The organism is Pseudomonas sp. LBUM1671, from assembly GCF_059695685.1.
In genome coordinates, this window is sequence record NZ_CP166782.1 from 1,287,538 (window position 1) to 1,311,237 (window position 23,700).

General features: G+C 58.6%; 32 protein-coding genes. 24 read left to right on the plus strand and 8 right to left on the minus strand.

All coding sequences use genetic code 11. The features are described from left to right. The first annotated feature begins 6 nt into the window (after positions 1-6). From ACA060_RS05695 to recX, 19 genes are all read left to right on the plus strand, one after another. Positions 7-339 (plus strand): GPW/gp25 family protein, encoded by a 333-nt coding sequence (locus tag ACA060_RS05695; protein ID WP_221108517.1) that lies wholly within the window; start codon positions 7-9, stop codon positions 337-339. Beyond that, a complete protein-coding gene (locus tag ACA060_RS05700) occupies positions 336-1,331 on the plus strand; it encodes a baseplate J/gp47 family protein (protein ID WP_497315943.1) in 996 nt (331 codons plus the stop codon). Before ACA060_RS05695 ends, ACA060_RS05700 begins: the two co-directional genes overlap by 4 nt. Then, on the plus strand, positions 1,328-1,987 hold the full coding sequence (locus tag ACA060_RS05705; protein WP_497315945.1) for a phage tail protein I: 660 nt from the start codon (positions 1,328-1,330) through the stop codon (positions 1,985-1,987). The genes ACA060_RS05700 and ACA060_RS05705 overlap by 4 nt, the downstream gene beginning before the upstream one ends. A gap of 71 nt (positions 1,988-2,058) precedes the next feature. Beyond that, positions 2,059-2,589 carry a hypothetical protein gene (locus ACA060_RS05710; protein WP_497315947.1) on the plus strand — a complete coding sequence of 177 codons (531 nt, stop codon included), beginning with the start codon at positions 2,059-2,061 and terminating at the stop codon, positions 2,587-2,589. Positions 2,590-2,669: 80 nt separating this feature from the next. Further along, a complete protein-coding gene (locus tag ACA060_RS05715; RefSeq protein ID WP_497315949.1) occupies positions 2,670-3,290 on the plus strand; it encodes a hypothetical protein in 621 nt (206 codons plus the stop codon). A 10-nt stretch (positions 3,291-3,300) separates the two neighbouring features. Then, a complete protein-coding gene (locus tag ACA060_RS05720) occupies positions 3,301-3,558 on the plus strand; it encodes a tail fiber assembly protein (protein WP_497315951.1) in 258 nt (85 codons plus the stop codon). 85 nt (positions 3,559-3,643) lie between these two features. Beyond that, positions 3,644-3,829, plus strand: coding sequence for a hypothetical protein (locus ACA060_RS05725; protein WP_497315953.1), 186 nt, complete (start codon positions 3,644-3,646; stop codon positions 3,827-3,829). Position 3,830: 1 nt separating this feature from the next. Next, entirely contained in the window at positions 3,831-4,997 is a 1,167-nt protein-coding gene (locus ACA060_RS05730; protein ID WP_497315955.1) for a phage tail sheath protein, read from the plus strand. Beyond that, entirely contained in the window at positions 4,997-5,503 is a 507-nt protein-coding gene (locus tag ACA060_RS05735; protein ID WP_497315957.1) for a phage major tail tube protein, read from the plus strand. The genes ACA060_RS05730 and ACA060_RS05735 overlap by 1 nt, the downstream gene beginning before the upstream one ends. Before the next feature lie 207 nt (positions 5,504-5,710). Then, positions 5,711-6,289 (plus strand): phage tail assembly protein, encoded by a 579-nt coding sequence (locus ACA060_RS05740; protein WP_497315959.1) that lies wholly within the window; start codon positions 5,711-5,713, stop codon positions 6,287-6,289. Between the two features lie 127 nt (positions 6,290-6,416). Next, positions 6,417-8,489 carry a phage tail tape measure protein gene (locus ACA060_RS05745; RefSeq protein ID WP_497315961.1) on the plus strand — a complete coding sequence of 691 codons (2,073 nt, stop codon included), beginning with the start codon at positions 6,417-6,419 and terminating at the stop codon, positions 8,487-8,489. After that, positions 8,489-8,872, plus strand: coding sequence for a phage tail protein (locus ACA060_RS05750; RefSeq protein WP_497315963.1), 384 nt, complete (start codon positions 8,489-8,491; stop codon positions 8,870-8,872). Before ACA060_RS05745 ends, ACA060_RS05750 begins: the two co-directional genes overlap by 1 nt. Continuing rightward, positions 8,865-9,077, plus strand: a complete 213-nt coding sequence (locus ACA060_RS05755; RefSeq protein WP_497315965.1) for a tail protein X — start codon at positions 8,865-8,867, stop codon at positions 9,075-9,077. The genes ACA060_RS05750 and ACA060_RS05755 overlap by 8 nt, the downstream gene beginning before the upstream one ends. A gap of 9 nt (positions 9,078-9,086) precedes the next feature. After that, the gene (locus tag ACA060_RS05760) at positions 9,087-10,103 is read left to right on the plus strand and encodes a phage late control D family protein (RefSeq protein ID WP_497315967.1); all 1,017 of its coding nucleotides are present in this window, start codon (positions 9,087-9,089) and stop codon (positions 10,101-10,103) included. A 28-nt stretch (positions 10,104-10,131) separates the two neighbouring features. Then, entirely contained in the window at positions 10,132-10,695 is a 564-nt protein-coding gene (locus tag ACA060_RS05765) for a glycoside hydrolase family 19 protein (protein ID WP_497315969.1), read from the plus strand. After that, on the plus strand, positions 10,677-11,213 hold the full coding sequence (locus ACA060_RS05770) for a lysis system spanin subunit (protein ID WP_497315971.1): 537 nt from the start codon (positions 10,677-10,679) through the stop codon (positions 11,211-11,213). The genes ACA060_RS05765 and ACA060_RS05770 overlap by 19 nt, the downstream gene beginning before the upstream one ends. 80 nt (positions 11,214-11,293) lie before the next feature. Continuing rightward, positions 11,294-11,794 carry a CinA family protein gene (locus ACA060_RS05775; protein ID WP_109635965.1) on the plus strand — a complete coding sequence of 167 codons (501 nt, stop codon included), beginning with the start codon at positions 11,294-11,296 and terminating at the stop codon, positions 11,792-11,794. A gap of 83 nt (positions 11,795-11,877) precedes the next feature. Further along, on the plus strand, positions 11,878-12,930 hold the full coding sequence (gene recA, locus ACA060_RS05780; RefSeq protein WP_007907270.1) for a recombinase RecA: 1,053 nt from the start codon (positions 11,878-11,880) through the stop codon (positions 12,928-12,930). Positions 12,931-12,938: 8 nt separating this feature from the next. Further along, positions 12,939-13,406, plus strand: coding sequence for a recombination regulator RecX (gene recX / locus ACA060_RS05785; protein WP_497315973.1), 468 nt, complete (start codon positions 12,939-12,941; stop codon positions 13,404-13,406). A gap of 55 nt (positions 13,407-13,461) precedes the next feature. On the opposite strand, the gene ACA060_RS05790 is transcribed toward recX, so the two are convergent. Then, a complete protein-coding gene (locus tag ACA060_RS05790) occupies positions 13,462-14,580 on the minus strand; it encodes an LOG family protein (protein WP_497315975.1) in 1,119 nt (372 codons plus the stop codon). 477 nt (positions 14,581-15,057) lie between these two features. Between ACA060_RS05790 and ACA060_RS05795 the strand changes: the two genes are divergently transcribed. Then, the gene (locus ACA060_RS05795; protein ID WP_109628247.1) at positions 15,058-15,252 is read left to right on the plus strand and encodes a hypothetical protein; all 195 of its coding nucleotides are present in this window, start codon (positions 15,058-15,060) and stop codon (positions 15,250-15,252) included. Here ACA060_RS05795 and ACA060_RS05800 read toward each other — a convergent pair whose 3' ends face one another. Continuing rightward, positions 15,253-15,678: a PA3611 family quorum-sensing-regulated virulence factor gene (locus ACA060_RS05800; protein WP_109628248.1), complete on the minus strand. Its 426-nt coding sequence runs from the start codon at positions 15,676-15,678 to the stop codon at positions 15,253-15,255. 189 nt (positions 15,679-15,867) lie between these two features. Here ACA060_RS05800 and ACA060_RS05805 point away from each other — a divergent pair, with 189 nt between their 5' ends. The 3 genes from ACA060_RS05805 to ACA060_RS05815 all read left to right on the plus strand — a co-directional run bounded on the left by ACA060_RS05805 (position 15,868) and on the right by ACA060_RS05815 (position 17,924). Next, positions 15,868-16,626, plus strand: a complete 759-nt coding sequence (locus ACA060_RS05805; protein ID WP_497315977.1) for a tRNA-uridine aminocarboxypropyltransferase — start codon at positions 15,868-15,870, stop codon at positions 16,624-16,626. Between the two features lie 209 nt (positions 16,627-16,835). Next, positions 16,836-17,486 (plus strand): response regulator transcription factor ErdR, encoded by a 651-nt coding sequence (erdR, locus tag ACA060_RS05810; protein WP_010462704.1) that lies wholly within the window; start codon positions 16,836-16,838, stop codon positions 17,484-17,486. Positions 17,487-17,561: 75 nt separating this feature from the next. Further along, positions 17,562-17,924 (plus strand): diacylglycerol kinase, encoded by a 363-nt coding sequence (locus ACA060_RS05815; RefSeq protein ID WP_008010143.1) that lies wholly within the window; start codon positions 17,562-17,564, stop codon positions 17,922-17,924. Here ACA060_RS05815 and ACA060_RS05820 read toward each other — a convergent pair. Continuing rightward, positions 17,921-18,847 carry a LysR family transcriptional regulator gene (locus tag ACA060_RS05820; RefSeq protein WP_219096809.1) on the minus strand — a complete coding sequence of 309 codons (927 nt, stop codon included), beginning with the start codon at positions 18,845-18,847 and terminating at the stop codon, positions 17,921-17,923. The genes ACA060_RS05815 and ACA060_RS05820 overlap by 4 nt on opposite strands. Before the next feature lie 122 nt (positions 18,848-18,969). Between ACA060_RS05820 and fpr the strand changes: the two genes are divergently transcribed. Then, on the plus strand, positions 18,970-19,749 hold the full coding sequence (gene fpr, locus ACA060_RS05825; RefSeq protein ID WP_003443014.1) for a ferredoxin-NADP reductase: 780 nt from the start codon (positions 18,970-18,972) through the stop codon (positions 19,747-19,749). A 132-nt stretch (positions 19,750-19,881) separates the two neighbouring features. On the opposite strand, the gene tsaA is transcribed toward fpr, so the two are convergent. The 5 genes from tsaA to ACA060_RS05850 all read right to left on the minus strand — a co-directional run bounded on the left by tsaA (position 19,882) and on the right by ACA060_RS05850 (position 23,593). Continuing rightward, the gene (gene tsaA, locus ACA060_RS05830; RefSeq protein ID WP_497315979.1) at positions 19,882-20,580 is read right to left on the minus strand and encodes a tRNA (N6-threonylcarbamoyladenosine(37)-N6)-methyltransferase TrmO; all 699 of its coding nucleotides are present in this window, start codon (positions 20,578-20,580) and stop codon (positions 19,882-19,884) included. Positions 20,581-20,767: 187 nt separating this feature from the next. Continuing rightward, complete coding sequence (locus tag ACA060_RS05835; protein WP_497315981.1) at positions 20,768-21,538, minus strand: SDR family oxidoreductase; 771 nt, start codon at positions 21,536-21,538, stop codon at positions 20,768-20,770. Positions 21,539-21,674: 136 nt separating this feature from the next. Next, positions 21,675-22,145, minus strand: a complete 471-nt coding sequence (locus ACA060_RS05840; RefSeq protein ID WP_497315983.1) for a YehS family protein — start codon at positions 22,143-22,145, stop codon at positions 21,675-21,677. A 75-nt stretch (positions 22,146-22,220) separates the two neighbouring features. Then, on the minus strand, positions 22,221-22,931 hold the full coding sequence (locus tag ACA060_RS05845) for an rRNA pseudouridine synthase (protein ID WP_497315985.1): 711 nt from the start codon (positions 22,929-22,931) through the stop codon (positions 22,221-22,223). Positions 22,932-23,119: 188 nt separating this feature from the next. Continuing rightward, positions 23,120-23,593: an acetyltransferase gene (locus tag ACA060_RS05850; RefSeq protein ID WP_497315987.1), complete on the minus strand. Its 474-nt coding sequence runs from the start codon at positions 23,591-23,593 to the stop codon at positions 23,120-23,122. Positions 23,594-23,700: the final 107 nt, after the last annotated feature.

The following is a 23,700-nucleotide window of genomic DNA, read 5'->3' on the forward strand; positions in this document are numbered from 1 at the left end:
TTTTCCATGATCGGAATCGATAGAAACACCGGCGTGACGGTCGACGACTGGCCGCAGTTTGTACAACGCGCGACCCGGGCGTTGACCACGCCTTTGGGCACTCGTCAGAAGCGTCCTTTGTATGGCTCGTTGATCCCGAATCTCTTGGGACAAAACCTCGGCGACGATTTGCTGATGCTTGCCCAGAGCCATGCGGCGCAGGCGTTTTACAACGAGCAAAATGGCATTGGTGATTTCCAGCCGCAGGTCATTGTTGCCAGCCGCCACGGAGCAGGGCTGTTGCTGCGTTTCGCGGGCCTCTGGAAAAACCGTAATCAGACATTCGAGGTGGTGACATGAGCATGTTGATACCTGGCCAGAATCAGCTGGCCGAACCTTCGATCGTCACCGTCGAAGCGTTCGAAGATTTGCTCGCGGAGTTCAAGACGTTTGTCGTTGAGTACGTCGGCGCCCGTTCTCCCGAGCGTGCGGAAAAACTCAAAGTCAGCCTCGACAACGAGAGCGAGTTGCTGACCCTGGCCCTTGAAGCCTTTTGTGTGCGCCTGCAAATCCACGAGCGCAAATACAACGCCCGGATCAAGCAGATGCTGGCGTGGTGGGCGACGGGGAGTAATCTTGATGCGCGACTGGCGGACATGGGCCTTGAGCGTCAATTACTCGATCCGGGCGATCCGGCGGCATTCCCGCCAGTGGCCCCGGTTTATGAAAGCGACGATGACGCCCGGCTGCGTTACTACCTGGCGCCCCATGCACCGGCGGCAGGGTCGCGCATGCAATACCGTCGAGAGGTGTTCACCCTCGGTGAGCGACCAACCGTCAAGGTGGAAACCGCTGCTGCGGGCGTGGTGACGGTCACCTACACGTTCGACCCGGACGGCTACGCCGCTCAGGTCAAGGACGGCAACGGACGCCGCACTGCCCCCGGCGAGGTGATGGTCACCGTACTGGCCCGCGAGGGTGATGGCACGCCCTCCGAAGCGTTGCTTGACGGGGTTCGCCAGCATTTCGCCCGACCCGATGTGCGCCCTGAAACAGACCTTGTCACGGTGCAGGGCGCGCACATCAAGACCTACAAAATCCATGTCGTGGCGAAGATCAACGCCGGGCCTGATTCCGGGTTGACCAAGGTGGCCGCGCAGCAGCAGTTGCAGGCGTATGCCGACAGCTGCCATCGACTTGAAGGGCGGGTCGACCCGAGCTGGATCGACTACACGTTGCACAGTGCCGGCGCGGTTCAGTTGCAGATCCTCGAGCCGGTCGAGCCAATTGTGACAACTGCCTTCGAAGCACCTTATTGCACGGGCGTAGAGGTCGAGGTGAATACGTTATGAGTGACGACAAGTCTCGTCCGAGCCTGTTGCCTGCCAACAGTTCACCGTTGGAAAAAGCCCTCGATCTTGGCTTTGGCACATTGCTTGAGCGCATCGAGCCTCCGTTTCCAGAGTTGATGGAACCGTCCGCCGCGCCCTTCGAATTCCTTCCGTACCTTGCGCTGGATCGCGGAGTCGGCGAGTGGGACACGGAGGCCAGCGAATCAGAAAAGCGCCTGACGGTCGCGCTTTCCTGGCAAATCCAGCGTCAGGCCGGCACTGACAAAGCGTTGAGTCACGCTGTCGAGTCGATGGGTTTTACGCCCTACATCTCGCCTTGGTACCAACAGCGGCCGCGCGGCAATCCCTACACCTTCGACGTTCAGGCGATTATCGGGCGCAGTTGGTCGAGCGGCGATCACACGCGCTTGATTCGCCGCATCAATGCGGCCAAAAGCGAGCGCGACGAAGCAACTATCACCATCGTCCATGAAACACACGGTGGTCTGCGGATGACTGCCGCGGCCGATCCTGGGCTGACTATCCGCGACGACAGCCAGCCAGCCGCTTTGCCTGAGGTAAAACTCAGGGGCTCGCTGGTGTTGAGCAGTGCGATGTGGGTACCGCTTTCGGTTGGCGAGTTGCCTCTTCGCGCCGCACTTCCCGGTCAAAGTTAAGGGCCGGACTTACCTGCGCCGGGGGCTCCTGGTGCTAAACCATTAACGAACGACGACCTCAAGGCGCTGCCATGACAGATGAAATTACGCGCTTGGTTCGCTTCACTTCCGCCGGTTTGGCAGAAGTGTTACAGGCAAAAAACCAAGGCTTGAAAGGAGAAATTACCCATATCGGAGCCGGCACGGCGCGTTATGACCCGAATGGTTCGGAAACGGCTCTTCGTGATGAGCGCCAGCGGGTGGCGATTGTTGATTATGAGGACCTGGGCGCTGGGGAACTTCGGATGGGGGCGCTGTTCAGTGGCCCGGATGAATATGAAATTGGTGAATTCGGCTTTTATCTTGCCAGCGGCACTTTGCTTGCGGTTTATTCCGTTGCCGGAAAATTGCTGACGTATAAGGCCGCCGCCGCTCGAGTCCTGCAAAAGTTCACATTGGATGTTTCACCGTTGCCAGCGGAAAGCGTAACGGTGATTGTGGGATCGGAAAATCTCAACATTCTGTTAAGCGAAGAATTTACAGCGCTCGCCTGCGCCGATATTGACAACATGGTACGACATGTCGAGTTGCTGCTTCGAGTGATGTCGCTGCAAAGCAAGTAAGACGATACGAAGTGTTCACATGGAAAGTATTCGTACCTGAATACTATGCCGACCTGATTAATTGCATAGGAATTTGAAACGTGAGTTTAGAAACTACTGTCGCATCGCTAGTGACGGCGGCCAATAACCTGACCACTGTCGTCAATGGAAAGATTGGTAGCATCAATGGCACCATGACCACTGCACTGAGCCAGTTCAATGAATGGCGCAATCTCAAGGACGTTGAAGGAGACCCGGCAGCACTTGGAACCATTCGCCGTAACTTGCTGCAAGGGTTCGTCACGGGTACAGGAGGTGTGCAGGCCGTGGGCGCGCAGGGCGACTTTGTTTCGACGGACCTGGGCGTCAGCTTAAATGTTTACATGCATTTCAAAGTCCCGCTAAACATCAACGTCAATTCGGAAATGTTTTGGTTTAATATCAAGGGCTATAGCTACGGAACGGCAAAGATCATTGAGGAGACGTTGGTTGGTTACTGCTATCAACCCACTCGTACACTGCAAAATGTATCGACGTTCGGCAACATGACACCTGCTGTTTATGTTGACGCTAATGGGAATATCATTATGCGTATTCTGGTCCCGAATATTTATTACACAACCGTACGCATCGACACCATGCGAGTCGGTAACGGCCGTTTGTTTAATTTGGGTGATCTTAAAACCAAGTTGTCGCTCGCTGAAACTGTAGCATTTAGTTAAGGAGTTAATCATGTCTGATACACCTGTCATCAGCAGCACACAAATGCCGCTCGCAGTGCCGTTTCCTGAAATCGAATGGGCGGCGGTTCGTACCCGTCGCGATCAGCTTCTGCGCGCGACGGATTTTACTCAGTTGCCGGATTATCCGGTCACGGCTGCCCAACTGGCACAGGTCACCGCTTACCGTAAGGCGCTGCGGGATATTCCTGAGATGGCTGAACACCCTGCTGAGTTGGTGTGGCCGGAACTCCCGGCCTTCGTGAAGTAACCCCCACCGCGAAAGCGGTTTTTTTTCGCCCGCACAACACCCCATGACGGGGCTTTTGTGTTTTTGCGTCTGGAGAAATTCGCAAATGTCTATCCGCCAAACCTACACCGTCCTCGTCCCGTTCCCCACCGGACGCGGTCACTGGTCCATCACCGGACAAGAGCTGGAGCTGCTCGACGTCGAGGCCAACGCACTGCTCAGCGCCGGTCGCCTGGAGCTGAAATCCACATCCACCAAGGCCGTGAAGGCCGCTGCCAAGAAGGCTGAATAACATGGCTGAGGTTTTGAACTTCGAGCACAACGGCATCACCGTCAATGCCACTGAATCCCCTGAGGCCATGGGCGGCCTCGGCGACAACGTCATTGGTCTGATCGGCACCGCGCCGAAGGCCGATCCGCTGATTCCCCGTAATGCGCCGTTCCGCATCAACAGTTTCACCACACAGGCGCTGCTCGATCCGACTGGCACCGAGGCGGGCACGCTGTTTCACGCGGTGTTCCAGATCCTGAAAGTGGTCAAGGTGCCGGTCTATGTGGTCATCGTTGAAGAGGGCGCCACCCCGGCGGATACTATGAATAACGTGATCGGCGGCGTTGAGCCTCTGACTGGTCGAAAACTGGGCCTGGCCGCACTGAGCGGCGTCCCGGAAGACCTGACCATCATCGGCGCACCAGGCTTCACCGGCACCAAAGCCGTGGCCAGCGAGTTCGCCTCGTTTGGCAAGCGTATCAAGGCGCGGGTGGTACTCGACGGCAAGGATGCCGCGGTGGCCGATCAAGTGACCTACAGCCAGGAACTGGGCGGTGCGGACCTCGGTTTCGACCGTTGCCTGGTCGTGCACAACATGCCGGCCGTTTACTCCAAAGCGGCGAAGAAGAACGTGTTTCTGTCGCCATCGAGCCTCGCCATCGCGGCCTTGGCCAAGGTCAAGCAATGGGAGAGCCCAGGCAACCAGGTGACCTATGCCGAGGACGTGTCGCGGGTCGTGGAATACAACATCCTCGACACCTCCACCGAAGGCGATCTGCTCAACCGCTACGGCATCAGCTACTACGCCCGAACCATCCTCGGCGGTTTCTCGCTGCTGGGTAACCGCTCCATCACCGGCAAGTTCATCAGCTACGTCGGCCTCGAAGATGCGATCAGCCGCAAGCTGGTCAAGGCTGGCCAGAAAGCCATGGCCAAGAACCTGACCAAGTCGTTCATGGATCAGGAGGTCAAGCGCATCAACGACTGGCTGCAAACCCTGGTCGCCGACGAAACCATCCCCGGCGGCAGCGTGTACCTGCACCCGGAATTGAACAGTGTCGAGAAGTACAAGAACGGCACCTGGTTCATCGTCATCGACTACGGCCGCTACGCGCCGAACGAACACATGGTTTATCAACTCAACGCCCGCGATGAAATCATCGAGCAGTTCCTGGAGGATGTTCTCTAATGTTTACCAACCGCGTAAGACAGGCCATCGCGGCCACCCTACAAGGCCTGCCGTTGTCGGCGACCGTGGAAGAGTTCACCCCGCCGAAGATCGAGTTCGAGATGGAAAACATGGTCGGCGGCCGCTTCATTGGCGAAGAAATGGCCAAAAGTGGCAAGGCGCTGACCTCCACGCTGATCCTGCAAGGCGCCGGACCGGAGATCATGCTCGCCCTCGGCGTGAAGCTGGGCGACGACATTCTGTTGAACGTGCGTGAAGCCGGTCAGGATCAGGACGGTAACACCTGGTTTACCTACCACACCGTTGGCGGCAAGTTGAAATCCCTTGAGGAAGCCGTCCTCAAAATGAACGATAAACCCAAGACCACCCTCGAGCTGTCCTGCCGCACCTACAACCGTCTCGAAAACGGCATCCCCGTGATCGACATCGACGTGCGCACGCAAAAGTTCGTGCTCAACGGCGTGGACATTCTCGGTGATGCCCGCCGCGCTGTTTTGATTCCGTAACCCCTCGCACTATCCCCATGCAACTCCGTTAAACGCAGTCCCTGTGGGAGCGAGGTATGTGGCGAGGGGGCTTGCCCCCGTTGGGTTGCGTAGCAGCCCCAAAATCTCGACAGCTATGAAGATTTTTGGGCGCGCTTCGCACTCCAACGGGGGCAAGCCCCCTCGCCACATAGCTCCCACAGGTTGCACACCCAAGGAATTCAATTCATGTCCTGGACACCACCTGTTCACGTCTTGTTGTCGCCGATCACCGCCGCCGACCAATCGACACTCGAGCAGATTCAGCTCAAACCGTTGTTTTACGCTGCACAAAAAGAAGCCCTGGCCCGTGCCGGTGATGATGAGGACGACCAGTTCTTCGAGCTGGCGAAATTGGCCACCGGCCTGTCGGTCAAGGAGCTCGACCAGCTCAAGCGCCCGGACTACGTGAGCATCGCGCAGTACGTGCATGAGATGTCGACTCGTCCGGCGTCGTATTTTCTACAGCGGGACACTGAAGCCGCATCGGACAATCCCGACCAAGTGCAATTGCTGCAACCGCTCGATGCAGCGGGCTGCAGCCTGACCTCTCTGACCCTGGAAATGCCGGTACTGCGTGCCACCAAAGCGATGAAAAAACTGAAGACGGCCAAGGAACGCGCCGAGTTCATCACCGCCCATTGCACCGGGTTGATGCTTCCCGATCTGGATCTGTTGACCGTGCCCGACTGGACACAGCTTCAGGTACGCATCGACGATTTTTTAAACAAACCGGCGGACTACTTTCGGAACGCGACATCGAAGTAATCCTCGATGTGGTGCCGCTCATTTACCCGGTAAGTGAGGCGGACATTCTGGAATGGGACGCCGGCAAGGCATTGCGCCGCTACGACATTGCGATCACTCGCCTTGGCGTGAAACAGGAGTAAGCGGGATGGCGGACGATAGATATTCGCTCAAATACGCAGCCATCGATAACGGTGGGTTGGCGTTCGCAAATACCAGCCTGACTACCGCAGCCATAAGCGTTATGTCAGCGCAAGGTACGGGCCCCTCCGCCAGGAATCAAATGCCTGGCCTCGGTCTGGCGCTGGAAAATGTCGGGATCAAGCTCGGGCTGCTGACAACGGCTATTGAGTCGTTGACCTTAAAGCTTTCGTCGCAACGATTGTTACCGCAGACGACGGGAGCCGGTGAAAAGTGTGCGTCAGCCTGCGAGCAGAAGAGTGCGGGCAAGTCGGGTAGCAGTATCGAACCGCCGGACCTGCTTAAACCCGCGATAGCGATGGATTTAGCCAGGGCCGAACTGAAGCAGGCAGGCCAGTTTACCCCGCGCCAGAGCGAAGAGATGGCGCAGTCAACCCAGCACATTGCCAGCTCTGCGCTGGTGGCTGCCGGAGGGACCAAAGCGGTTGATCTGGTGAGGATTGCAAGTCTTGCCGCCAAGGCAGGAATCGCTGGTGATCTGCCCGATGCTTCGGACCGACGGTTTGATCTGCTGCGCTTCGCCAGTGATGCTGGCGTCGCCGCATCGGCGTTCAAGATGCCGGCCATGGATGTCGCTGAGATGATGGTCGGCTGGCGCACGTCCATGAAGCTCAACGGTGCTCAAGCCTTTGACCTAGCGGATGCAGTCAACCATCTGGGCAAGATACCCGGTGGTGCGAAAGCGGCTGACATCGGCGCCGTTTTGCAGCGTGATGGTAGTGCTGCTACAGCAGCAGGCCTGGCACCCGCGCAAGCCGCCGCGTTAACGACGGCATTGTTGAATACCGGTACGCAGAAGGATGAAGCCGGCGTAGCGCTGAAAGACATCGCCACTGCCATGGGCAAGGGAGATCAGGCCTCCAAAACCGAGCGGGCAGCGTGGAAGCAACTGGGTCTTGAGCCGAAAGCGGTGGCGAGTGGATTGCGTGACAAGGACGCGGCACCTGGCACGGTGATGTCGGTGCTCGCGGCCTTGAACGCGCAACCTGCCGAGACACGCCCGACGCTTGCCTTCACCCTGTTTGGCAATGGTGATAAAGCGGCACTGCGCATGGCGCAAAACCTTGCCGATGTGAATGGCGCCTTCTGGCAGGTGAAAGATACCGCCCAGTACGCGACGTCGGAATTGGGTAACAACGGCTCGGTAAGGCAAGACGCACTCGCGCTGTCGAAAACCCGGCAAGGCCAGTTGAACGTTATGAGCGCAAGGACTGATCGCTTGACGGTGGCCACGGGCAATGCGCTGGCACCTGTGACGAATAGCTTGCTTCACCCGCTTGGTTCCCTGGTTGATAGCTTGAGCGAATCTGCTGAAACCTCACCGAAAGCCACTGCTGCAATCGTGTTGGTTGCAGCAGCGGTCAAACCGCTGGTGGAGGCGCTGTTCAAAGCCGTGATGGATGAGATGACCAGTCAGGCGGCCAAGCGAGTATTGGGCGGCGAGGCTCCCCGTCTCCCCGGCAATTCTCTGAAAGGCATGAGCGGTTCATTGGGCGTATTCAAGCGTTTTTTACCTGGAGCATTTGCGTTAAAGGCCGCCCCCGATGTGATTGAAGGCACGATGAGCGGCGACCTCAAGATGCTCGGCACTGGCCTGGGAGCTGCGGGCGGCGGTTGGGCGGGGGCTTCGGCAGGTGCTTCCATGGGCGCTGCTGTGGGGACCTTGTTCGGCCCGGTCCTTGTCACTGCCATTGGCGGGGCGGTAGGCGCGGTCGTCGGCGGACTGGCAGGGAGCTGGATAGGTGGAGAGTCGGGTAGCTGGCTGGGCGAAAAACTCGCCGCACCGGCCGACCAACTTGCCGCTCCGGATCAGGTCAGCAAAGACCTGGCCAGCGCCCGGACGAGCAATCAGCAGAACGCGATGACGGCGAACATCTACATCAATGGCCAGGATCAGGCCAGCGCCAGTCAGTTGGCGAACCTGGTTGTGCAACAGATTACCGGCCAATTCGGACTTATGACCCTGCCCAACTCACTCGCCATGCGCAGTGATGCGGCCCTGACCGACGGAGGTACCTGATGCGCCAGCAAATGGTGTTGGGCAATTTCATTTTCGGCCTGTCCAGAAACTTCGCTTACAGCAGCTTGGCGCACGGGGCGGATGGAGGCTGGAAGATCATCGACGTTGCCACCGGTAAACCCATCTCCAGTCAAACCGGTCAAGGCCTGCAAACGTTGAAGATATCGGGCAAATCGATGTACGCGACGGCGATGGACCGGCTTGACGAATTGCGAGCGTTGCAGGCACTGCGCGTCCCTGTGCCGTTGGTTGACGGCATCAGCCGTAATTGGGGGCTGTGGCAGATCATCACGGTGTCGGAAACCCAGTCGAACGTGCTTGATGACGGCACTGCGATGGTGGTCGAGTGGTTCATCGATTTATTGGAGTTCGCCAATGCGTAATGTTCGAAGTATTGCTGGTGATTCGGTGAACCTGCTGCTGTACCGGTCACTTGAGCGTTGTGACGATGTCGCTGAGGAGGCGCTTTGGCGTCTCAATCCGGGGCTCGCCGAATATGGCCCGGTATTGCCGGCGGGCGTGCGGGTGCTCCTGCCCGAGCTGGGTTCAAAACCCATTGCACCCAGGCCGGCTTCGGCCTGGGATTAAGGAGGCAGCATGTCACTTGGTTTTACACCCTCGGTGGAGATTTACGGCGCAAACGCTGCGCTACTCAACGAGCGGCTGATTTCATGGCAGCACATCGATGCGGCGGGGATAGAATCCGATCAACTGACGCTTGTCATTAACCTGGAAGGACTCGAAGGATTACCGAGCCTGGGCGGAAAAATCGGCTTGCGAGTGGGCTATGTGGAATCGGGCCTGGTTGATAAAGGTGAATTCGTCGTCACACGTCGCACGCCGACGCTGTTTCCCCTGCGTATGACACTGGTGGCCACGGCGGCACCGTTCAGTGCCACGGATGAGACCGGCTTCAAGCAGCGCCGATCCATCAGCCACGGTCCGACCACCGTGGGGGCGCTGTTTCGCCAGCTGACATCCAGGCATGGATTTTCACCGCGCGTGACTCCTGATCTGGCGCAAATCAAGATTGAACATATCGATCAGTCCAACGAGACGGACATGGGCTTTCTGACCCGGCTTGCCTGTCTCCATGACGGTGTCGCCAAACCGGTCAACGACCTGTATGTGCTGGCACGACGTGGTCAGGCGAAGTCGCTGTCGGGCAACGTCATGCCGGACATTAAGCTCTCGGTGACGACCAATAATCGTCCCGGCGAGCAGTCTTTTATCGCTGCAACACTCGAAGAAACCGCGCGGGCAAAGTACCAGGGCTGCAAGACCAGTTGGTGGGATGCCGCCGCCGGTGAGGTGCGTGTCGAGGAAAGCGGCATCGCGCCGTTCAAGACCCTTAGGCAACGCTTTCAAAGCGCAGGCGATGCCCGGGCCGCCGGTGAGGGCGAGGTACGTCGGATGATGCGTGAAGCATTGAAGGTGAAGATCGACTGCCCGGGCAATCCAGGATTGTCCGCCGAAGGCCTGGTGCTGCTGGACAGTACGTGGCCTGATTTCATGCGAGGACGTTGGTCAATCGACAAGGTTACGGCCAGCGGCAGTCGTCAGAACAGCTATCGCTGTTCGATCGAGGCGACCTGTGTGGATGCCCGGTCGTGAAGACATGAACTGATTTATGGGTATAACCATGACTGTTACGCAACAACTGCTGGAAAGCATCATGCCCAACGCCCGCTCCCAAGCGGGCGTTTTCATTTCAGCTCTCAACAAAGCCATGCTTCGTTTCAGCATCAACACCCCGAAACGCATCGCCGCCTTCCTCGCGCAAATCGGTCATGAGTCCGGGCAACTGCATTACGTGCGTGAACTCGGCAGTGAGCAGTATTTGAGCAAGTACGACACCGGCACGTTGGCCAGCCGTTTGGGCAACACCCCGGAACCCGACGGCGACGGCCAAAAGTACCGCGGCCGAGGCCTGATCCAGATCACCGGTCGCGACAATTACCGCCAATGCAGCCTCGGACTGTTCGGCGATGACCGTTTGTTGTTTTTGCCTGAACTGCTGGAAAAGCCCCAATGGGCCGCCGAGTCAGCCGCCTGGTTCTGGCAACAAAACGGCCTGAACGAACTGGCCGATCGCGACCAGTTCAACAGCATCACCCGCCGCATCAATGGCGGCCTGAACGGTTTGCAGGATCGCTTGCAACTCTGGGCGCGGGCGAGGGCGGTGTTATGCCAGCCCTCGGTCTGATGCCGGTTAATTACCAGGCAATCGGCCTTGTTGTGTTACTGGCGGTGTTAGGCGCTGGCTCGGCCGCGCTGGCCTGGCAATTTCAGGATTGGCGTTATGGCCGACAACTCGCGGAACAGGCCCGGCTGCATGCCGATGCACTGAATCAGCTGACACTGGCCGCCGTAACCCGGCAACAGGCCGAGCAGGACAAGCGTCTGGCGCTGGAGCAGCGTCTGTCGGCCAGTGAACAAACCCATTTCCGAGCGCTTAGCGATGCCCAACGTGATCAAGGTCGCCTGCGCGATCGTCTTGCCACTGCTGATGTGCGCTTGTCAGTCCTCCTCGATGCCAATGACGCTGCCTCAGGCTGTTCAATGTCAGCCACCTCCGGCGCCGGCGGCGTGGATCATGGAACGGCGCGAGCCCGACTTGACCCGGCGCATGCTCAACGAATTATCGCCATCACCGATGCCGGCGACAGCGGACTGATAGCCTTGCAGGCTTGTCAGGCCTATGTCAGAGCCGTCGCTCGCTAACATTTTGATCGATCCTGCGCCTTGCAAGCGCAATCTGCTCGTGTACGGTAGTGCTCATTCCGCTCGCTCAGGAGATGACCGTGAAAGAAATCACTCAACTGGCCGCTGAACTTGGCAGGCGCTTGCAGGTTCTCAACGCCCACGTCACTGCGGCCGAGTCCTGTACCGGCGGCGGGATCTCGGAAGCGATCACTCGCATTCCGGGGAGTTCGGCGTGGTTCGAGGCCGGTTATGTGACGTATTCCAACCGGCAGAAAACCGAGCAGTTGAACGTGCCTCCCGAATTGTTCCCAGCGGTAGGCGCGGTCAGTCGAGAGGTGGTCGAGGCGATGGTTCGCGGCGCTCAGGAAAAAAGCCAGGCGCATTTTGCCGTGGCGGTCAGCGGTGTGGCCGGCCCGGATGGCGGGTCGCCGAACAAACCGGTCGGCACGGTCTGGCTGGCTTGGGGCGTCGGTGAGCAGGTGTTCAGCGAGGTGCAGCACTTCGCCGGTAACCGCGATGAGGTCCGCCGACAAACGGTTAAGGCCGCGCTAGAGGGGCTGCTGCGCCATGCCGCTGGAGAAATCTCAAATCAGGGGTAGGCGATCCTGAAACGCTGTGGAATAATACTGGCTACTTATACAGGTGTTGGCCGTCAGGCCTTATTGATTACGTGAGGACTTTAATGGACGACAACAAGAAGAAAGCCTTGGCTGCGGCCCTGGGTCAGATCGAACGTCAATTCGGCAAGGGTGCCGTAATGCGTATGGGCGATCAGGACCGTCAGGCGATCCCGGCTATCTCCACTGGCTCTCTGGGTCTGGACATCGCGCTCGGCATTGGCGGCCTGCCGAAAGGCCGTATCGTTGAAATCTACGGTCCTGAATCCTCCGGTAAAACCACGCTGACTTTGTCGGTGATCGCCCAGGCTCAAAAAGCCGGCGCGACCTGCGCATTCGTCGACGCTGAACACGCCCTCGACCCTGAATACGCCGGCAAACTGGGCGTCAACGTCGACGACCTGCTGGTTTCCCAGCCGGACACCGGCGAGCAGGCCCTGGAAATCACCGACATGCTGGTGCGTTCCAACGCCGTTGACGTGATCATCGTCGACTCCGTGGCCGCGCTGGTTCCGAAGGCTGAAATCGAAGGCGAGATGGGTGACATGCACGTGGGCCTGCAAGCCCGTCTGATGTCCCAAGCGCTGCGTAAAATCACCGGTAACATCAAGAACGCCAACTGCCTGGTGATCTTCATCAACCAGATCCGCATGAAAATCGGCGTGATGTTCGGCAGCCCGGAAACCACCACCGGTGGTAACGCGCTGAAGTTCTACGCTTCGGTTCGTCTGGACATCCGTCGTACTGGCGCGGTGAAAGAAGGTGATGAAGTCGTCGGTAGCGAAACCCGCGTCAAAGTCGTCAAGAACAAGGTGGCTTCGCCGTTCCGTCAGGCCGAGTTCCAGATTCTTTACGGCAAGGGCATCTACCTCAACGGCGAGATGATCGACTTGGGCGTGCTGCACGGTTTTGTTGAGAAGTCCGGTGCCTGGTATGCCTATGAAGGCACCAAGATCGGTCAGGGCAAGGCCAACTCGGCCAAGTTCCTGGCAGACAATCCGGAAATCGCCGCCAAGCTCGAGAAGCAACTGCGTGACAAGCTGCTGACCCCGGCGCCGGACGTCAAAGCATCGCCAGTCAAAGAGACGGCTGATGACCTGGCTGACGCTGATATCTGATTGATCCGATGACCGCCGTACTCGATACACTCGTCGCGGTGCGGCGAACCGCCATGGACCTGCTCGCGCGACGCGAGCATGGTCGAGTCGAGCTGACGCGTAAACTGCGTCAGCGCGGCGCTCTCCCTGAAATGATCGACACTGCACTCGACCGGCTGACGGAAGAGGGCCTGCTGTCCGAAGCCCGTTACCTCGAAAGCTTTGTTTCCTACCGTGCTCGCTCCGGATACGGCCCTTTGCGTATTCGCGAAGAACTGAGCCAGCGCGGCCTGCAACGTAACGACATCGAGCTCGCCTTGCGCGAGAGCGGTATCAACTGGCAGGAACAACTGGAAGAGACCTGGCGACGCAAATTTGCAGGGCATCTGCCGATAGACGTCCGGGAACGCGCCAAGCAAGGGCGTTTCCTGAGTTATAGGGGATACTCCATGGAAATGATCGGCCGCTTGTTCAGCGGTCGAGGAATGGATGATTAATAAAAACGGCCCGCTATTTCGATAGCGGGCCGTTTTTTTTTGCCTCGATTTTGCCTCACGTCACCTTGGACGGTTCTCGCGTGCGCTGTTGCGCCTGGGGTTTGGAATGGGCCCAGTTTTCCGGCAGGTTGATGTAGTCCACCAGCTCCCGCAGGCGGCCATGATCCCTGGCGTTGAAGTTGAAGGCCAGTCGTGCCAGATGACTGAACTGCGCGTCATCGTGCTCCTCGCCGCTATAGGCATGCTGATGAAAGTGATCGCTCAGGCACAGGTCGGCGAACGTTACCTGCATGTGTTCGAGCGCCTGGTCGCTGAGCTTGTGGTTCATGCGGATCACGAACTGATGCTTGAGCCAGCGACTGGAGTGGAAGTTGCCGTAGAACTGATTGATCTGCTCCACCGCTTCTTCGGCGCTGTAGACCAGGCTCACAAGCTTCATGTCGGTGGGCAGGATGTAGCGATTTTCCTCCAGTTGATGGTGAATGAAGTCCAGCGCGCCTTGCCAGAACTTGCCGCCCGGCGCGTCCAGCAATACCACCGGTACCAGCGGGCTTTTACCGGTCTGAATCAACGTCAACACTTCGAGCGCTTCATCCAGGGTGCCGAAACCGCCCGGGCACAGGACCAGCGCATCGGCTTCTTTGACGAAGAACAACTTGCGGGTAAAGAAGAAATGGAAGGGCAGCAGGTTGCCTGTGCCCTGGACGGTGGGATTGGCATGCTGCTCGAAGGGCAGGGTGATATTGAACCCCAGACTGTGTTCCAGGCCGGCACCTTCATGGGCCGCCGCCATGATGCCGCCGCCGGCTCCGGTGATGACCATCAGGTCCGAGCGCGCCAGTGCGGCGCCGAGTTCCCGGGCCAGGCCATACAGCGGGTGTTCGATCGGCGTGCGCGCCGAGCCGAAAACCGTGACCTTGCGTCGTCCCCTGAACTGCTCGAGCACGCGGAAGGCATGTTCCAGTTCGCGCAGGGCTTGAAGGGTGATCTTGGCATTCCAGCGGTTGTGATCTTCCTGGGCCATGCGCAGCACGGTCAGGATCATGTCGCGGTAAATCGGGATGTTCGGGCTGTTGGGTGAGACCAGGTTGAGTTGCTCTTCGACCTTGCTGATGAGGTCGTGGCCGCTTTCTTCGAAATGACGGCTCAGGAGGTCATTCGGTTGGTAAGGCATTCAACTTCTCCTTCTGCACAGAACCCTTGGCACCGACAAAACAGTCGTCAGCGCCGCGACACCTCATGTGTCGCTGTCAGCCCAAGCCCATGCCTGGGCGCTCCACCCGACTCGGTTCGAGTCGTCCATACAGGCTCTGTTTTTCCCTTGGATGAAAGAAACGTTCGCACAACAAGACACGCGACGGGCAGCCCCTTTCCTGCCCAGAAAAGTGATCGTGAACACTCTGAATCTAGACCGTTGCAGAGATTCTCGCTGGCTTGATCATTGCGCCGCAAAGTCTTTCCTGGCAACCGCTTATTGACGATTTGCAAGGTGAATTCGCCGTTCGTCTGAACGCGTGCCGCGTGCCCGGCGCTCTGATTTACTAAGTTACAGACGTGACACGACAACTTTGCGTCAAAGGCAGGACGCACAGTCCAAGCAGTTCAAGGAATTTTCGCTCAAACAGGGCGAGGTGCAGGGAGGCTGTAAACCATGGCCAGAATCATTCTGGAAATCGATACGCAGCTGTATCGATTACTGAAGTCATCCGCCGAGACCAATCATTTGAGTCTCGAAGAGGAGTGCTGCCGGCGTCTGGAGGGCGGCGAGCGGCGTTCGCGTTATTTGCAGGCGTTGGTGGCAGAACTGCGCGCCGAGGATGAACAGCGGCGCGCCAATTCCCGATGATTACTTCTTCTTGACCGGTGCTGCTTTCGGGCAATCCGATTCCTGATAGCTGGCGGAACCGACCGAGCGATTGGACTTCACTTCTGTGAAGTCGTAGCGCATGACCGCGCCCTTGGCCATCAGTTTGCGGAACGATGGGTTGTTGCATACCGAGGCACCCAGCTGGAAATACACGGCTTTTGGGTCGGCACGCATTTTGTTGGCGTGGCTGCTTTGTACGCTCAGATGATTGATCAGCGTGTTGCCTTCGACGGTGTAGCCCTGATCAAGAATGTCTTCGTTGATCGCCCGTGGAGTGCCTGCACTGCTTTGTGCGGCGACGTTTCGCAGTTCTCGGTTGAGATTCTGCTCACTCAAGGACGCAGCCTGAGCGCTGAAAGACGACGCCAGCAAAATGGCAGCGGTGGGAACGATAAGGCGCAGCATGAAACTCTCCTGGTTCAGTGACTGGTGGTTCGACCCGTCACATGACTGTGCGTTCAGTGGCGGCGAATTATAGGGGACGAGGCCTGGACGGTACAGGCTTGCGCCGGTTGCTCTGATAAACTGCCGCCACTTTCTGACTTGCCGAGTGATTTACGTGTCGATTTTCTTTCCCCTCCGGTGCTGCCTGCGATGAACCCAGTAACCCCGGTTTTTGCTGCAAACGCCGTCGCCCGCTTGCGCGACCAGCGAGAGGAGGAGGGCATCAAGCCGATTCAGGCTCGTGGCTGGAGGGCGCCGCGGTGCCGTGCTTGCCGCGTGATCGAGAGTCACTGTCTGTGCGCCTGGCGCCCGCAGGTCGAGGCCCGCTCGGGCGTGTGCCTGATCATGACCAATAAAGAAGTGTTCAAGCCGAGCAACACCGGTTGGTTGATCGCCGACGTGGTGCGCGACAACCATGCCTTTATCTGGTCCCGCACGGAAACGGATCCGCAGTTGCTGGCGCTGCTGGCCGACCCGCAATGGCAGCCGTATCTGGTCTTTCCGGGTGAATACGTCGAGCCTGAGCGAGTGACGAACACCGTCGAAGCCGATAGCACAAAGCGGCCGTTGTTCATTCTGCTCGACGCGACCTGGACCGAGGCCCGGAAGATTTTCCGCAAGAGCCCGTATTTTGATCGTTTGCCGATTTTGAGCCTGCTGCCCGAAAAGCTTTCACGCTATCGACTGCGTCGGTCGACCCGCAGCGAACATTTGTGCACCGCCGAAGTGGCGGCTTTGTGTCTGGATCTTGCGGGCGATACCGCAGCGGCCTCGGCGCTGGACGCTTATTTCGACGTGTTCAGCCAGCATTACCTGGACGCGAAACATCAGTTGGACATGAACGTTGCAACGCCGGCCCACACCGAACTGATGCCTTTCGTGCAGAACGCGGCTCCGGTCATCTGCTGATTGTCGCCCATACTGCAAAGAACTGTACCGGCCATGCACCTTGACCACCCCGGTTTCGCTGGGCATGCTTGGCGCCGATTAGGGCGCGGCCAAAGTTTGATACGCCGTATTCTTTGCGTGATAACCACGTAATTGGCGTTGAACGTGCCCTGCTGGTGCAGCTCCGTGGCTGTGCCTTGAGTTGTTAGAAAAACAGGATCATTTGAAAAATGGCCACATACGAAATCCTGATTGCCGATGACCACCCTCTTTTTCGTAGCGCCCTGCATCAAGCGTTGACCCTGGGCCTGGGTCCGGATGTCCGTCTGGTGGAAGTGGCGAGCATTGCCGAGCTGGAAACCCGACTGGACGAAAAGTCTGACTGGGATCTGGTGCTGCTGGACCTCAACATGCCAGGGGCCTACGGTTTTTCCGGGCTGGTGCTGCTCCGCGGTCAGTACCCTCAAATTCCGGTGGTGATGGTATCGGCCCAGGAAGAAGCCTCGATCATGGTGAAGTCCCGTGAATTCGGCGCCAGCGGCTTCATTCCCAAGTCCAGTGACCTGAGTGTCATCCAGAAAGCTGTGCGTGCGGTGCTGGATGGCGATGTGTTCTGGCCGCCTCAGGCATTTGAAGCCGTGAGCGTTTCCGCTGAAGCCAAGGCCGCCAGTGAAGGCCTTGCCAGCCTGACGCCGCAGCAGTTCCGGGTGCTGACCATGGTCTGTGAAGGGTTGCTGAACAAGCAGATTGCCTACGAGTTGAGCGTTTCCGAAGCGACCATCAAGGCGCATGTCACGGCTATATTTCGTAAGCTGAATGTGCGGACTCGCACCCAGGCTGCGTTGCTTCTGCAACAACTTGAGTCAATTTCGAGCCACTAAGAGTTGGCCTGTTCACGCTTTTTTGACTTTGGTTGATCTAGCTTTCCCACTCCTTTTTGGTCAGTTGCCTACTCTATGTCTCCATTCAAAGGCCAGACCGGCCTCAAACGCATCCTCAACGCATCCGGCTATTCGCTGGACGGCTTGCGCGCAGCCTTCACCGGGGAGGCGGCTTTTCGGCAACTGGTGTTGCTCAACGTCATCCTGATCCCGCTGTCGTTCTTTTTGAACGTCAGTCGTGTGGAGCAGGCGTTGCTGATCGCGGTCTGCCTGTTGGCCTTGATCGTCGAGTTGCTGAATTCGGCAGTGGAAGCGGCCATCGACCGCATTTCCCTTGAGCTGCACCCGCTGTCGAAGAATGCCAAGGACATGGGCAGCGCCGCTCAGTTCGTGGCGTTGAGCATGATCGCGCTGGTGTGGGCGGTGATTCTGCTTTAAGCGATGCTGGGCAGCACGATCTCGTCGCTGCGCTGAACCCCGGCGGTGAAGGCGCGGCACAGGTCGAGAAATTCGCGCATCGCCGACGTCTGATATTTCTGTTTGTGCCAGATGAAATAGAACTGCCGCGCCAGGTCCAGATCCGGCGTCTCCACCGGCACCAGGCTGCCGCGGCGGAACGCATCGCGCAGCGCCAAGCGTGAAATGCAGCCAATCCCCAGGCCTGATTCCACGGCGCGCTTGATCGCTTCGGTGTGTTCCAGCTCCAGACGGATATTCAGCGCGCTGCGATGGTGACGCATGGCCTGGTCAAAGGTCAGTCGCGTGCCGGAGCCTTGCTCCCGCAGGATCCACGCCTCGTGACTCAGCTCTTCCATGGTCGCTATGCCGCGTTTGGCCAGCGGATGCTGAGGCGCGCAGAACACCACCAGCTCATCCTCGACCCAGCTCTGCACTTCGATGTCCGGATGGCTGCAATCGCCTTCGATTAGACCCAGATCAATTTCATAGTGCGCGACTTGCTGCACGATATTGGCAGTGTTCTGCACGTGCAGCTTCACCTGGCTTTCCGGGTGGCGCTGCATGAAGCTGCCGATCAGCAAAGTGGCCAGGTAATTGCCGATGGTCAGGGTCGCGCCGACCGCCAGAGAGCCGAAACCGGACTTGCCGTTGAGCAGGTCTTCGATTTCCTTGGCCTGGTCGAGCAGGGCCACCGCTTGCGGCAACAGCTGTTTGCCAAGGGCGTTGAGGCTCAGCCGTTTGCCGGCGCGATCGAACAGCTGACAGCTGCACTGGCGCTCTAGCTCGGTGATCGAGGTGCTCGCCGCCGATTGCGAAAGGTTGAGCGTCAAGGCAGCACGGGATACGCTTTCCTGCTGGGCGACGGCGACGAATACTTGAAGTTGACGGAGAGTAAATCGCATATCTATATAACCGATAACCCTTATCTTAATAATCCATTTAACAGATATTGTCGCTGCCATTAGAATGCGATGCAATTGCGCACATCAGCGGCGCAGGCAAAATCTCCAGGAGTCCCACGTACATGAGCAACATGAACCACGAGCGTGTCCTCAGTGTTCATCACTGGAACGACACTCTGTTCAGCTTCAAGTGCACCCGCGATCCGGGCCTGCGCTTCGAGAACGGTCAGTTCGTGATGATCGGCCTGCAACAGCCCAACGGCCGGCCGCTCATGCGCGCGTACTCGATTGCCAGCCCGAACTGGGAAGAGCATCTCGAGTTCTTCAGCATCAAGGTGCCGGATGGCCCGTTGACTTCCCAGCTGCAGCACCTGAAGGAAGGCGACGAGATCATCATCAGCAAGAAGCCTACCGGCACGCTGGTGCTGGATGACTTGAAGCCTGGCAAACATTTGTACCTGCTCAGCACCGGTACCGGTCTGGCTCCGTTCATGAGCGTCATCCAGGACCCGGAAACCTATGAGCGTTTCGAAAAAGTGATCCTGTGCCACGGCGTGCGCTACGTCAACGAAGTCGCTTACCGCGAATTCATCACCGAGCACCTGCCGCAGAACGAGTTCTTCGGCGAGGCGCTGCGTGACAAGTTGATCTACTACCCGACCGTGACCCGTGAGCCGTTCGAGAACGAAGGCCGCCTGACCGACCTGATGCGCAGCGGCAAGCTGTTCAGCGACATCGGCCTGCCACCGATCAACCCGCAGGACGACCGTGCCATGCTGTGCGGCAGCCCGAGCATGCTCGACGAAACCAGCGAAGTGTTGAACAGCTTCGGCCTGAAAGTTTCGCCGCGGATGCGCGAGCCGGGTGACTACCTGATCGAGCGAGCGTTCGTCGAGAAGTAAGCGCAACGCCTGACGGCTTTGCTTTCCCTGTGGGAGCGAGCCTGCTCGCGATAGCGGTGTATCAGTCAGCATTACTGTCGACTGACACACCGCTATCGCGAGCAGGCTCGCTCCCACAGTGGTTTCTGGGGTTCAGGCTTTTGCGGGAATGACTTCGAGGACGCGGATCACGCCCGCCTCGGGGTAATGCCAGCGCACATCCAGATCCCAGAACTGTGCGCCATACTCCCGCTCAGGCGCAGGAATCTGGTACGCCGGGCGTGGGTCTTGTGCCAGACATTGCTCGATCAGTTCCACCAGCGGCTCCTCAAGGCGCTGAGCATGGTCATGAGCCTGTTGCAGCGCCGCATCCGTCCAATGCACGGGAATCAACTGCGGCGCGGCATTGGCGATGCTGTTGGAGGCCGTGTCGATGATGTCCGCGTAAGGCACGTAGGGTTTGATATCGAGAATCGGCGTCCCGTCGAGCAGGTCGATCCCCGAGATCCACAGTCGATGGGCTTCAACCTTGTCTAGCTTCACCACAGATTGGCCGATGCCATTGGGTCGATGCGTGGCGCGGGTGGCGAATACGCCCATGGATTTGTTGCCGCCCAGGCGAGGAGGACGGACCTTCAGGCGTGGCTTTTCTTCCAGGGCCTGATGAAACAGGAACAGCAGCCAGACGTGGCTGACCTGCTCCAGGCCTTGCACCGCATCGCCCTGATCGAACGGCGCCACCAGTTCCAGCACACCGCGAGCGGCCGGGGCCAGTTGCGGCTGGCGCGGGATGGCGAACTTCTCCTTGAAGCAGGAACGCACGAAGCCGATGGGGGAAACGCTGTAGGTCATGGTTTGGGGTCGAGGCGGGGATGGAGGCGGGCATGATAACCCGATCGACCTTTGAACCGGTGGCGCCTGTCAGTCCGTCATCGCGGGCAAGCCACGCTCCCACAGGTTTTATGGCGTACACAAAATGTGTATTCGCTCGAGAACCTTGTGGGAGCGTGGCTTGCTCGCGATGGCCGCGCCGCCGATTTCAGAGACTGAACCCACCATCCAGAGGAATAATATTCCCGGTCATATACGCCCCAGCCGTACTCGCCAGACTGATCGCCAACGCCGCCATCTCTTCCTCGCGGCCCCAGCGCTTCATCGGGATCAACGCCGTATCCTCCGCCAGCGCCTGTTCATCATTGCCAATGTGCTGCGTCATCTTGCTCGGAAAGCGTCCCGGCGCAATCACGTTGACGTTGATGTGCTGGCTCACCAGCTCCCGCGCGAGAATCCGCGAGAGTTGATGCAGGGCGGCCTTGCTCGGCCCGTAGGCATACGCCTGTTCGCCAAAGGAAGAAATCCCCGCCACCGAACCGATGTTGATGATCCGCGCCGGATTCGCTTCTGAACCGGCCTTGCGCAGCAAAGGCAAGAACTGCTGGATGCAGTTGAACACCGAGGTCACGTTGAGCTGCATGACCTTTTCCCAGCCCTTGACCGGATAGCTTTCCAGCGGTGCACCCCACGTGGTGCCGGCGTTGTTCACCAGAATATCCAGATGAGGCATCTGTTCGCCCAACCGCGTGGCGAGTTGCAACACGCCTTCTTCATTGGCCAGGTTGGCCGCCACGCCGTGGCACGTCCCGAAGGTGCTCAGCTCATCAGCCGTTTGCTGACACGCTTCGGCATCCCGGGCGCAGACGTACACGGTGGCGCCGGCCTCGACAAAAGCCTTGGCGATCATTTTGCCGATACCACGGGTGCCGCCGGTCACCAGAGCGGTGCGGCCTTGCAGGGAAAAGTACGGGTGCATGGCGAATCCTGAGAGCTGAGGGTCAATACACCCTAGTCGTCAGCTGCCAGAAGCGGAGCCACTATTTTTGCGAGGAATGAAGGTCTATACAGCCTGGCCTTGAGCCGCAGGCGTGCAGCTCAAGGACGGCGTGGGCTTACTGCGGGCGAATGCGCAGAGTCAGGCCCTTGAGGAAGTTGCGCAGCAACTGGTCGCCGCACGGACGGTAGTTGGTGTGGCCGAACTTGCGGAACAGCGCGCTCAGCTCAGGCTTGGACACCGGGAACTCGGACGCCTTGAGGATCGCGTGCATGTCGTCTTCTTTCAGTTCGAAGGCCACGCGCAGCTTCTTCAGGATGATGTTGTTGGTCACCGGCACTTCGATCGGCTGTGGCGGACGGCTTTCGTCCTTGCCGCGCTTGAAGATCACCAGGCCGTCGAGGAAGTGCGCCATGACTTCGTCCGGGCAGCGCACGAAGCCTTCCTCGTCTTCCTCTTTCTTGTCGAGGTAGGTCAGCAGGTCTTCCAGGGACACGTCCATGCCACCGATCTTGATGATCTCGATGACTTTCTTGTCACTGATGTCGAGCATGTAGCGCACGCTGCGCAGTACGTCGTTATGAATCATGGTGTGCAATCCTGATATTCAGCAGTGGGCGCCGCATAAACAGCGGCGCCAAAATGTGTGGCGGCGTGAAAAGTCTTAGAACTTTTCTTTGCCGGACAGGTAACGCCATTGCCCCAACGGCACTTTGCCGATGGACACGCCGCCGATGCGGATGCGGCGGATGGCGACGACCTTCAGGCCAACGGCCTGGCAAAACAGGGCGATCACGCCCGGTTGCGGGTCCTTCATTGCAAAACGCAGGCGGTTTTCGTTCTGCCAGCTGGCCTTGACCGGCGGCAGTTCCTTTCCTTTGTAGGTGAGGCCGTGGTTCAGGCGGTTGAGGCCGTGAGCCACCATGTCGCCTTCTACCTCGACGACATATTCTTGTTCGATCTTGGCGGAATCGGCGGTGAGCTTGCGCAGGATTTTCCAGTCCTGGGTGAACACCAGCAGACCGCTGGCATTGGCCTGCAAGTCGGTGCTGGCGGTCAGGCGCAGGAAGTGGCCCTTGAGCGGACGTTTGCTGAAGCGGTGTTCTTCGCTCAGGGTCTCGGCGCTGAGGGTTGCCATGGCCGTTTCCGCGTCCATGCCCACGGGCACGTTCAGCAGAATGGTTACCGGCTCGGGTGCAGTGGCCTTGGCCTCTGGGTCGAGCTCGACTTTCTGGGTGCCGACCTTGAATTGCGGCTCGTCGATGACTTCACCGTCCACGGTGACCCAGCCGCCCTCGATGAACAGCTCAGCCTCCCGACGGGAACAGCCGACGAGTTCGATGAGGCGTTTGGAGAGACGAATCGGGTCAGTCATGACAGGGCCGTAACAAAAAAGGGGTGGGCATTGTACCTGCGTGGCGCCGGTTAATCCCGGCTCCATTTCAATGCGTTTGCATTTCCTGTGGGAGCTGGCCTGCCAGCGATTGCATCACCTCGGTGTATCTGACAAACCGTAGCGTCTGCATCGCTGGCAGGCCAGCTCCCACAGAGTTCTATGTTGTGTCAGCCATTGCGTGTCTTTTGTTGCGCCTGGCGCAAACGCATGTGCAGCAATGGATACGGCTGCCCCATGCCATCGACCTCCGAACGGCCTATCACCTCGAACCCTTGCTTGAAGTAAAACCCCAAGGCCTGCGGATTCTGCTCGTTGACGTCCAGCTCGTTGGCGTTCATGTGTTCCATGGCGTAACGCAGCAACTGCTTGCCCAAACCCTGACCACGGTGGGCCGGGTCGATGAAGAGCATTTCAACCTTGCCCGCCGCCACCCCGGCAAATCCGGTGATGCGCTGGCGCGAGTCCTTGGTGCAGATCAGCATTACCGCGTCGAGGTAGCGGGTCAGCACCAGGTTCTTCAGCAATTCAATGTAGCTGTCCGGCAGAAAGTCGTGGGTGGCGCGCACCGAGGCTTCCCAGACTTGCGTGAGTTCCTGATAGTCACTCTGTTTCGGCGTGTGGATGACCGAATGTTGGCGCATGGCCGAATGCCCCTTTTACCGTGGAATGTGCGAATCCTTTCTCCCACAAAACGATAGACCTAAAAAAGCCCCGCATCTCGTCAAGAGAGCAGGGCTTTTCGTATTTT

Excerpts from the sequence above, each read along its gene's own strand:
- ACA060_RS05795 (WP_109628247.1), top strand. The coding sequence starts at position 15,058 with ATGGCCAGAATCATTCTGGAAATCGATACGCAGCTGTATCGATTACTG.
- ACA060_RS05850 (WP_497315987.1), bottom strand. The coding sequence starts at position 23,593 with ATGCGCCAACATTCGGTCATCCACACGCCGAAACAGAGTGACTATCAG.
- ACA060_RS05730 (WP_497315955.1), top strand. The coding sequence starts at position 3,831 with ATGGCTGAGGTTTTGAACTTCGAGCACAACGGCATCACCGTCAATGCC.
- ACA060_RS05800 (WP_109628248.1), bottom strand. The coding sequence starts at position 15,678 with ATGCTGCGCCTTATCGTTCCCACCGCTGCCATTTTGCTGGCGTCGTCT.
- ACA060_RS05745 (WP_497315961.1), top strand. The coding sequence starts at position 6,417 with ATGGCGGACGATAGATATTCGCTCAAATACGCAGCCATCGATAACGGT.
- ACA060_RS05845 (WP_497315985.1), bottom strand. The coding sequence starts at position 22,931 with ATGACTGACCCGATTCGTCTCTCCAAACGCCTCATCGAACTCGTCGGC.
- ACA060_RS05750 (WP_497315963.1), top strand. The coding sequence starts at position 8,489 with ATGCGCCAGCAAATGGTGTTGGGCAATTTCATTTTCGGCCTGTCCAGA.
- ACA060_RS05725 (WP_497315953.1), top strand. The coding sequence starts at position 3,644 with ATGTCTATCCGCCAAACCTACACCGTCCTCGTCCCGTTCCCCACCGGA.
- ACA060_RS05700 (WP_497315943.1), top strand. The coding sequence starts at position 336 with ATGAGCATGTTGATACCTGGCCAGAATCAGCTGGCCGAACCTTCGATC.
- ACA060_RS05765 (WP_497315969.1), top strand. The coding sequence starts at position 10,132 with ATGACTGTTACGCAACAACTGCTGGAAAGCATCATGCCCAACGCCCGC.
- ACA060_RS05770 (WP_497315971.1), top strand. The coding sequence starts at position 10,677 with ATGCCAGCCCTCGGTCTGATGCCGGTTAATTACCAGGCAATCGGCCTT.
- ACA060_RS05705 (WP_497315945.1), top strand. The coding sequence starts at position 1,328 with ATGAGTGACGACAAGTCTCGTCCGAGCCTGTTGCCTGCCAACAGTTCA.
- ACA060_RS05710 (WP_497315947.1), top strand. The coding sequence starts at position 2,059 with ATGACAGATGAAATTACGCGCTTGGTTCGCTTCACTTCCGCCGGTTTG.
- ACA060_RS05720 (WP_497315951.1), top strand. The coding sequence starts at position 3,301 with ATGTCTGATACACCTGTCATCAGCAGCACACAAATGCCGCTCGCAGTG.
- ACA060_RS05735 (WP_497315957.1), top strand. The coding sequence starts at position 4,997 with ATGTTTACCAACCGCGTAAGACAGGCCATCGCGGCCACCCTACAAGGC.
- tsaA (WP_497315979.1), bottom strand. The coding sequence starts at position 20,580 with ATGACCTACAGCGTTTCCCCCATCGGCTTCGTGCGTTCCTGCTTCAAG.
- ACA060_RS05815 (WP_008010143.1), top strand. The coding sequence starts at position 17,562 with ATGTCTCCATTCAAAGGCCAGACCGGCCTCAAACGCATCCTCAACGCA.
- ACA060_RS05755 (WP_497315965.1), top strand. The coding sequence starts at position 8,865 with ATGCGTAATGTTCGAAGTATTGCTGGTGATTCGGTGAACCTGCTGCTG.
- ACA060_RS05740 (WP_497315959.1), top strand. The coding sequence starts at position 5,711 with ATGTCCTGGACACCACCTGTTCACGTCTTGTTGTCGCCGATCACCGCC.
- ACA060_RS05820 (WP_219096809.1), bottom strand. The coding sequence starts at position 18,847 with ATGCGATTTACTCTCCGTCAACTTCAAGTATTCGTCGCCGTCGCCCAG.
- ACA060_RS05840 (WP_497315983.1), bottom strand. The coding sequence starts at position 22,145 with ATGATTCATAACGACGTACTGCGCAGCGTGCGCTACATGCTCGACATC.
- erdR (WP_010462704.1), top strand. The coding sequence starts at position 16,836 with ATGGCCACATACGAAATCCTGATTGCCGATGACCACCCTCTTTTTCGT.
- fpr (WP_003443014.1), top strand. The coding sequence starts at position 18,970 with ATGAGCAACATGAACCACGAGCGTGTCCTCAGTGTTCATCACTGGAAC.
- recX (WP_497315973.1), top strand. The coding sequence starts at position 12,939 with ATGACCGCCGTACTCGATACACTCGTCGCGGTGCGGCGAACCGCCATG.
- ACA060_RS05760 (WP_497315967.1), top strand. The coding sequence starts at position 9,087 with ATGTCACTTGGTTTTACACCCTCGGTGGAGATTTACGGCGCAAACGCT.
- ACA060_RS05695 (WP_221108517.1), top strand. The coding sequence starts at position 7 with ATGATCGGAATCGATAGAAACACCGGCGTGACGGTCGACGACTGGCCG.
- ACA060_RS05790 (WP_497315975.1), bottom strand. The coding sequence starts at position 14,580 with ATGCCTTACCAACCGAATGACCTCCTGAGCCGTCATTTCGAAGAAAGC.
- recA (WP_007907270.1), top strand. The coding sequence starts at position 11,878 with ATGGACGACAACAAGAAGAAAGCCTTGGCTGCGGCCCTGGGTCAGATC.
- ACA060_RS05805 (WP_497315977.1), top strand. The coding sequence starts at position 15,868 with ATGAACCCAGTAACCCCGGTTTTTGCTGCAAACGCCGTCGCCCGCTTG.
- ACA060_RS05835 (WP_497315981.1), bottom strand. The coding sequence starts at position 21,538 with ATGCACCCGTACTTTTCCCTGCAAGGCCGCACCGCTCTGGTGACCGGC.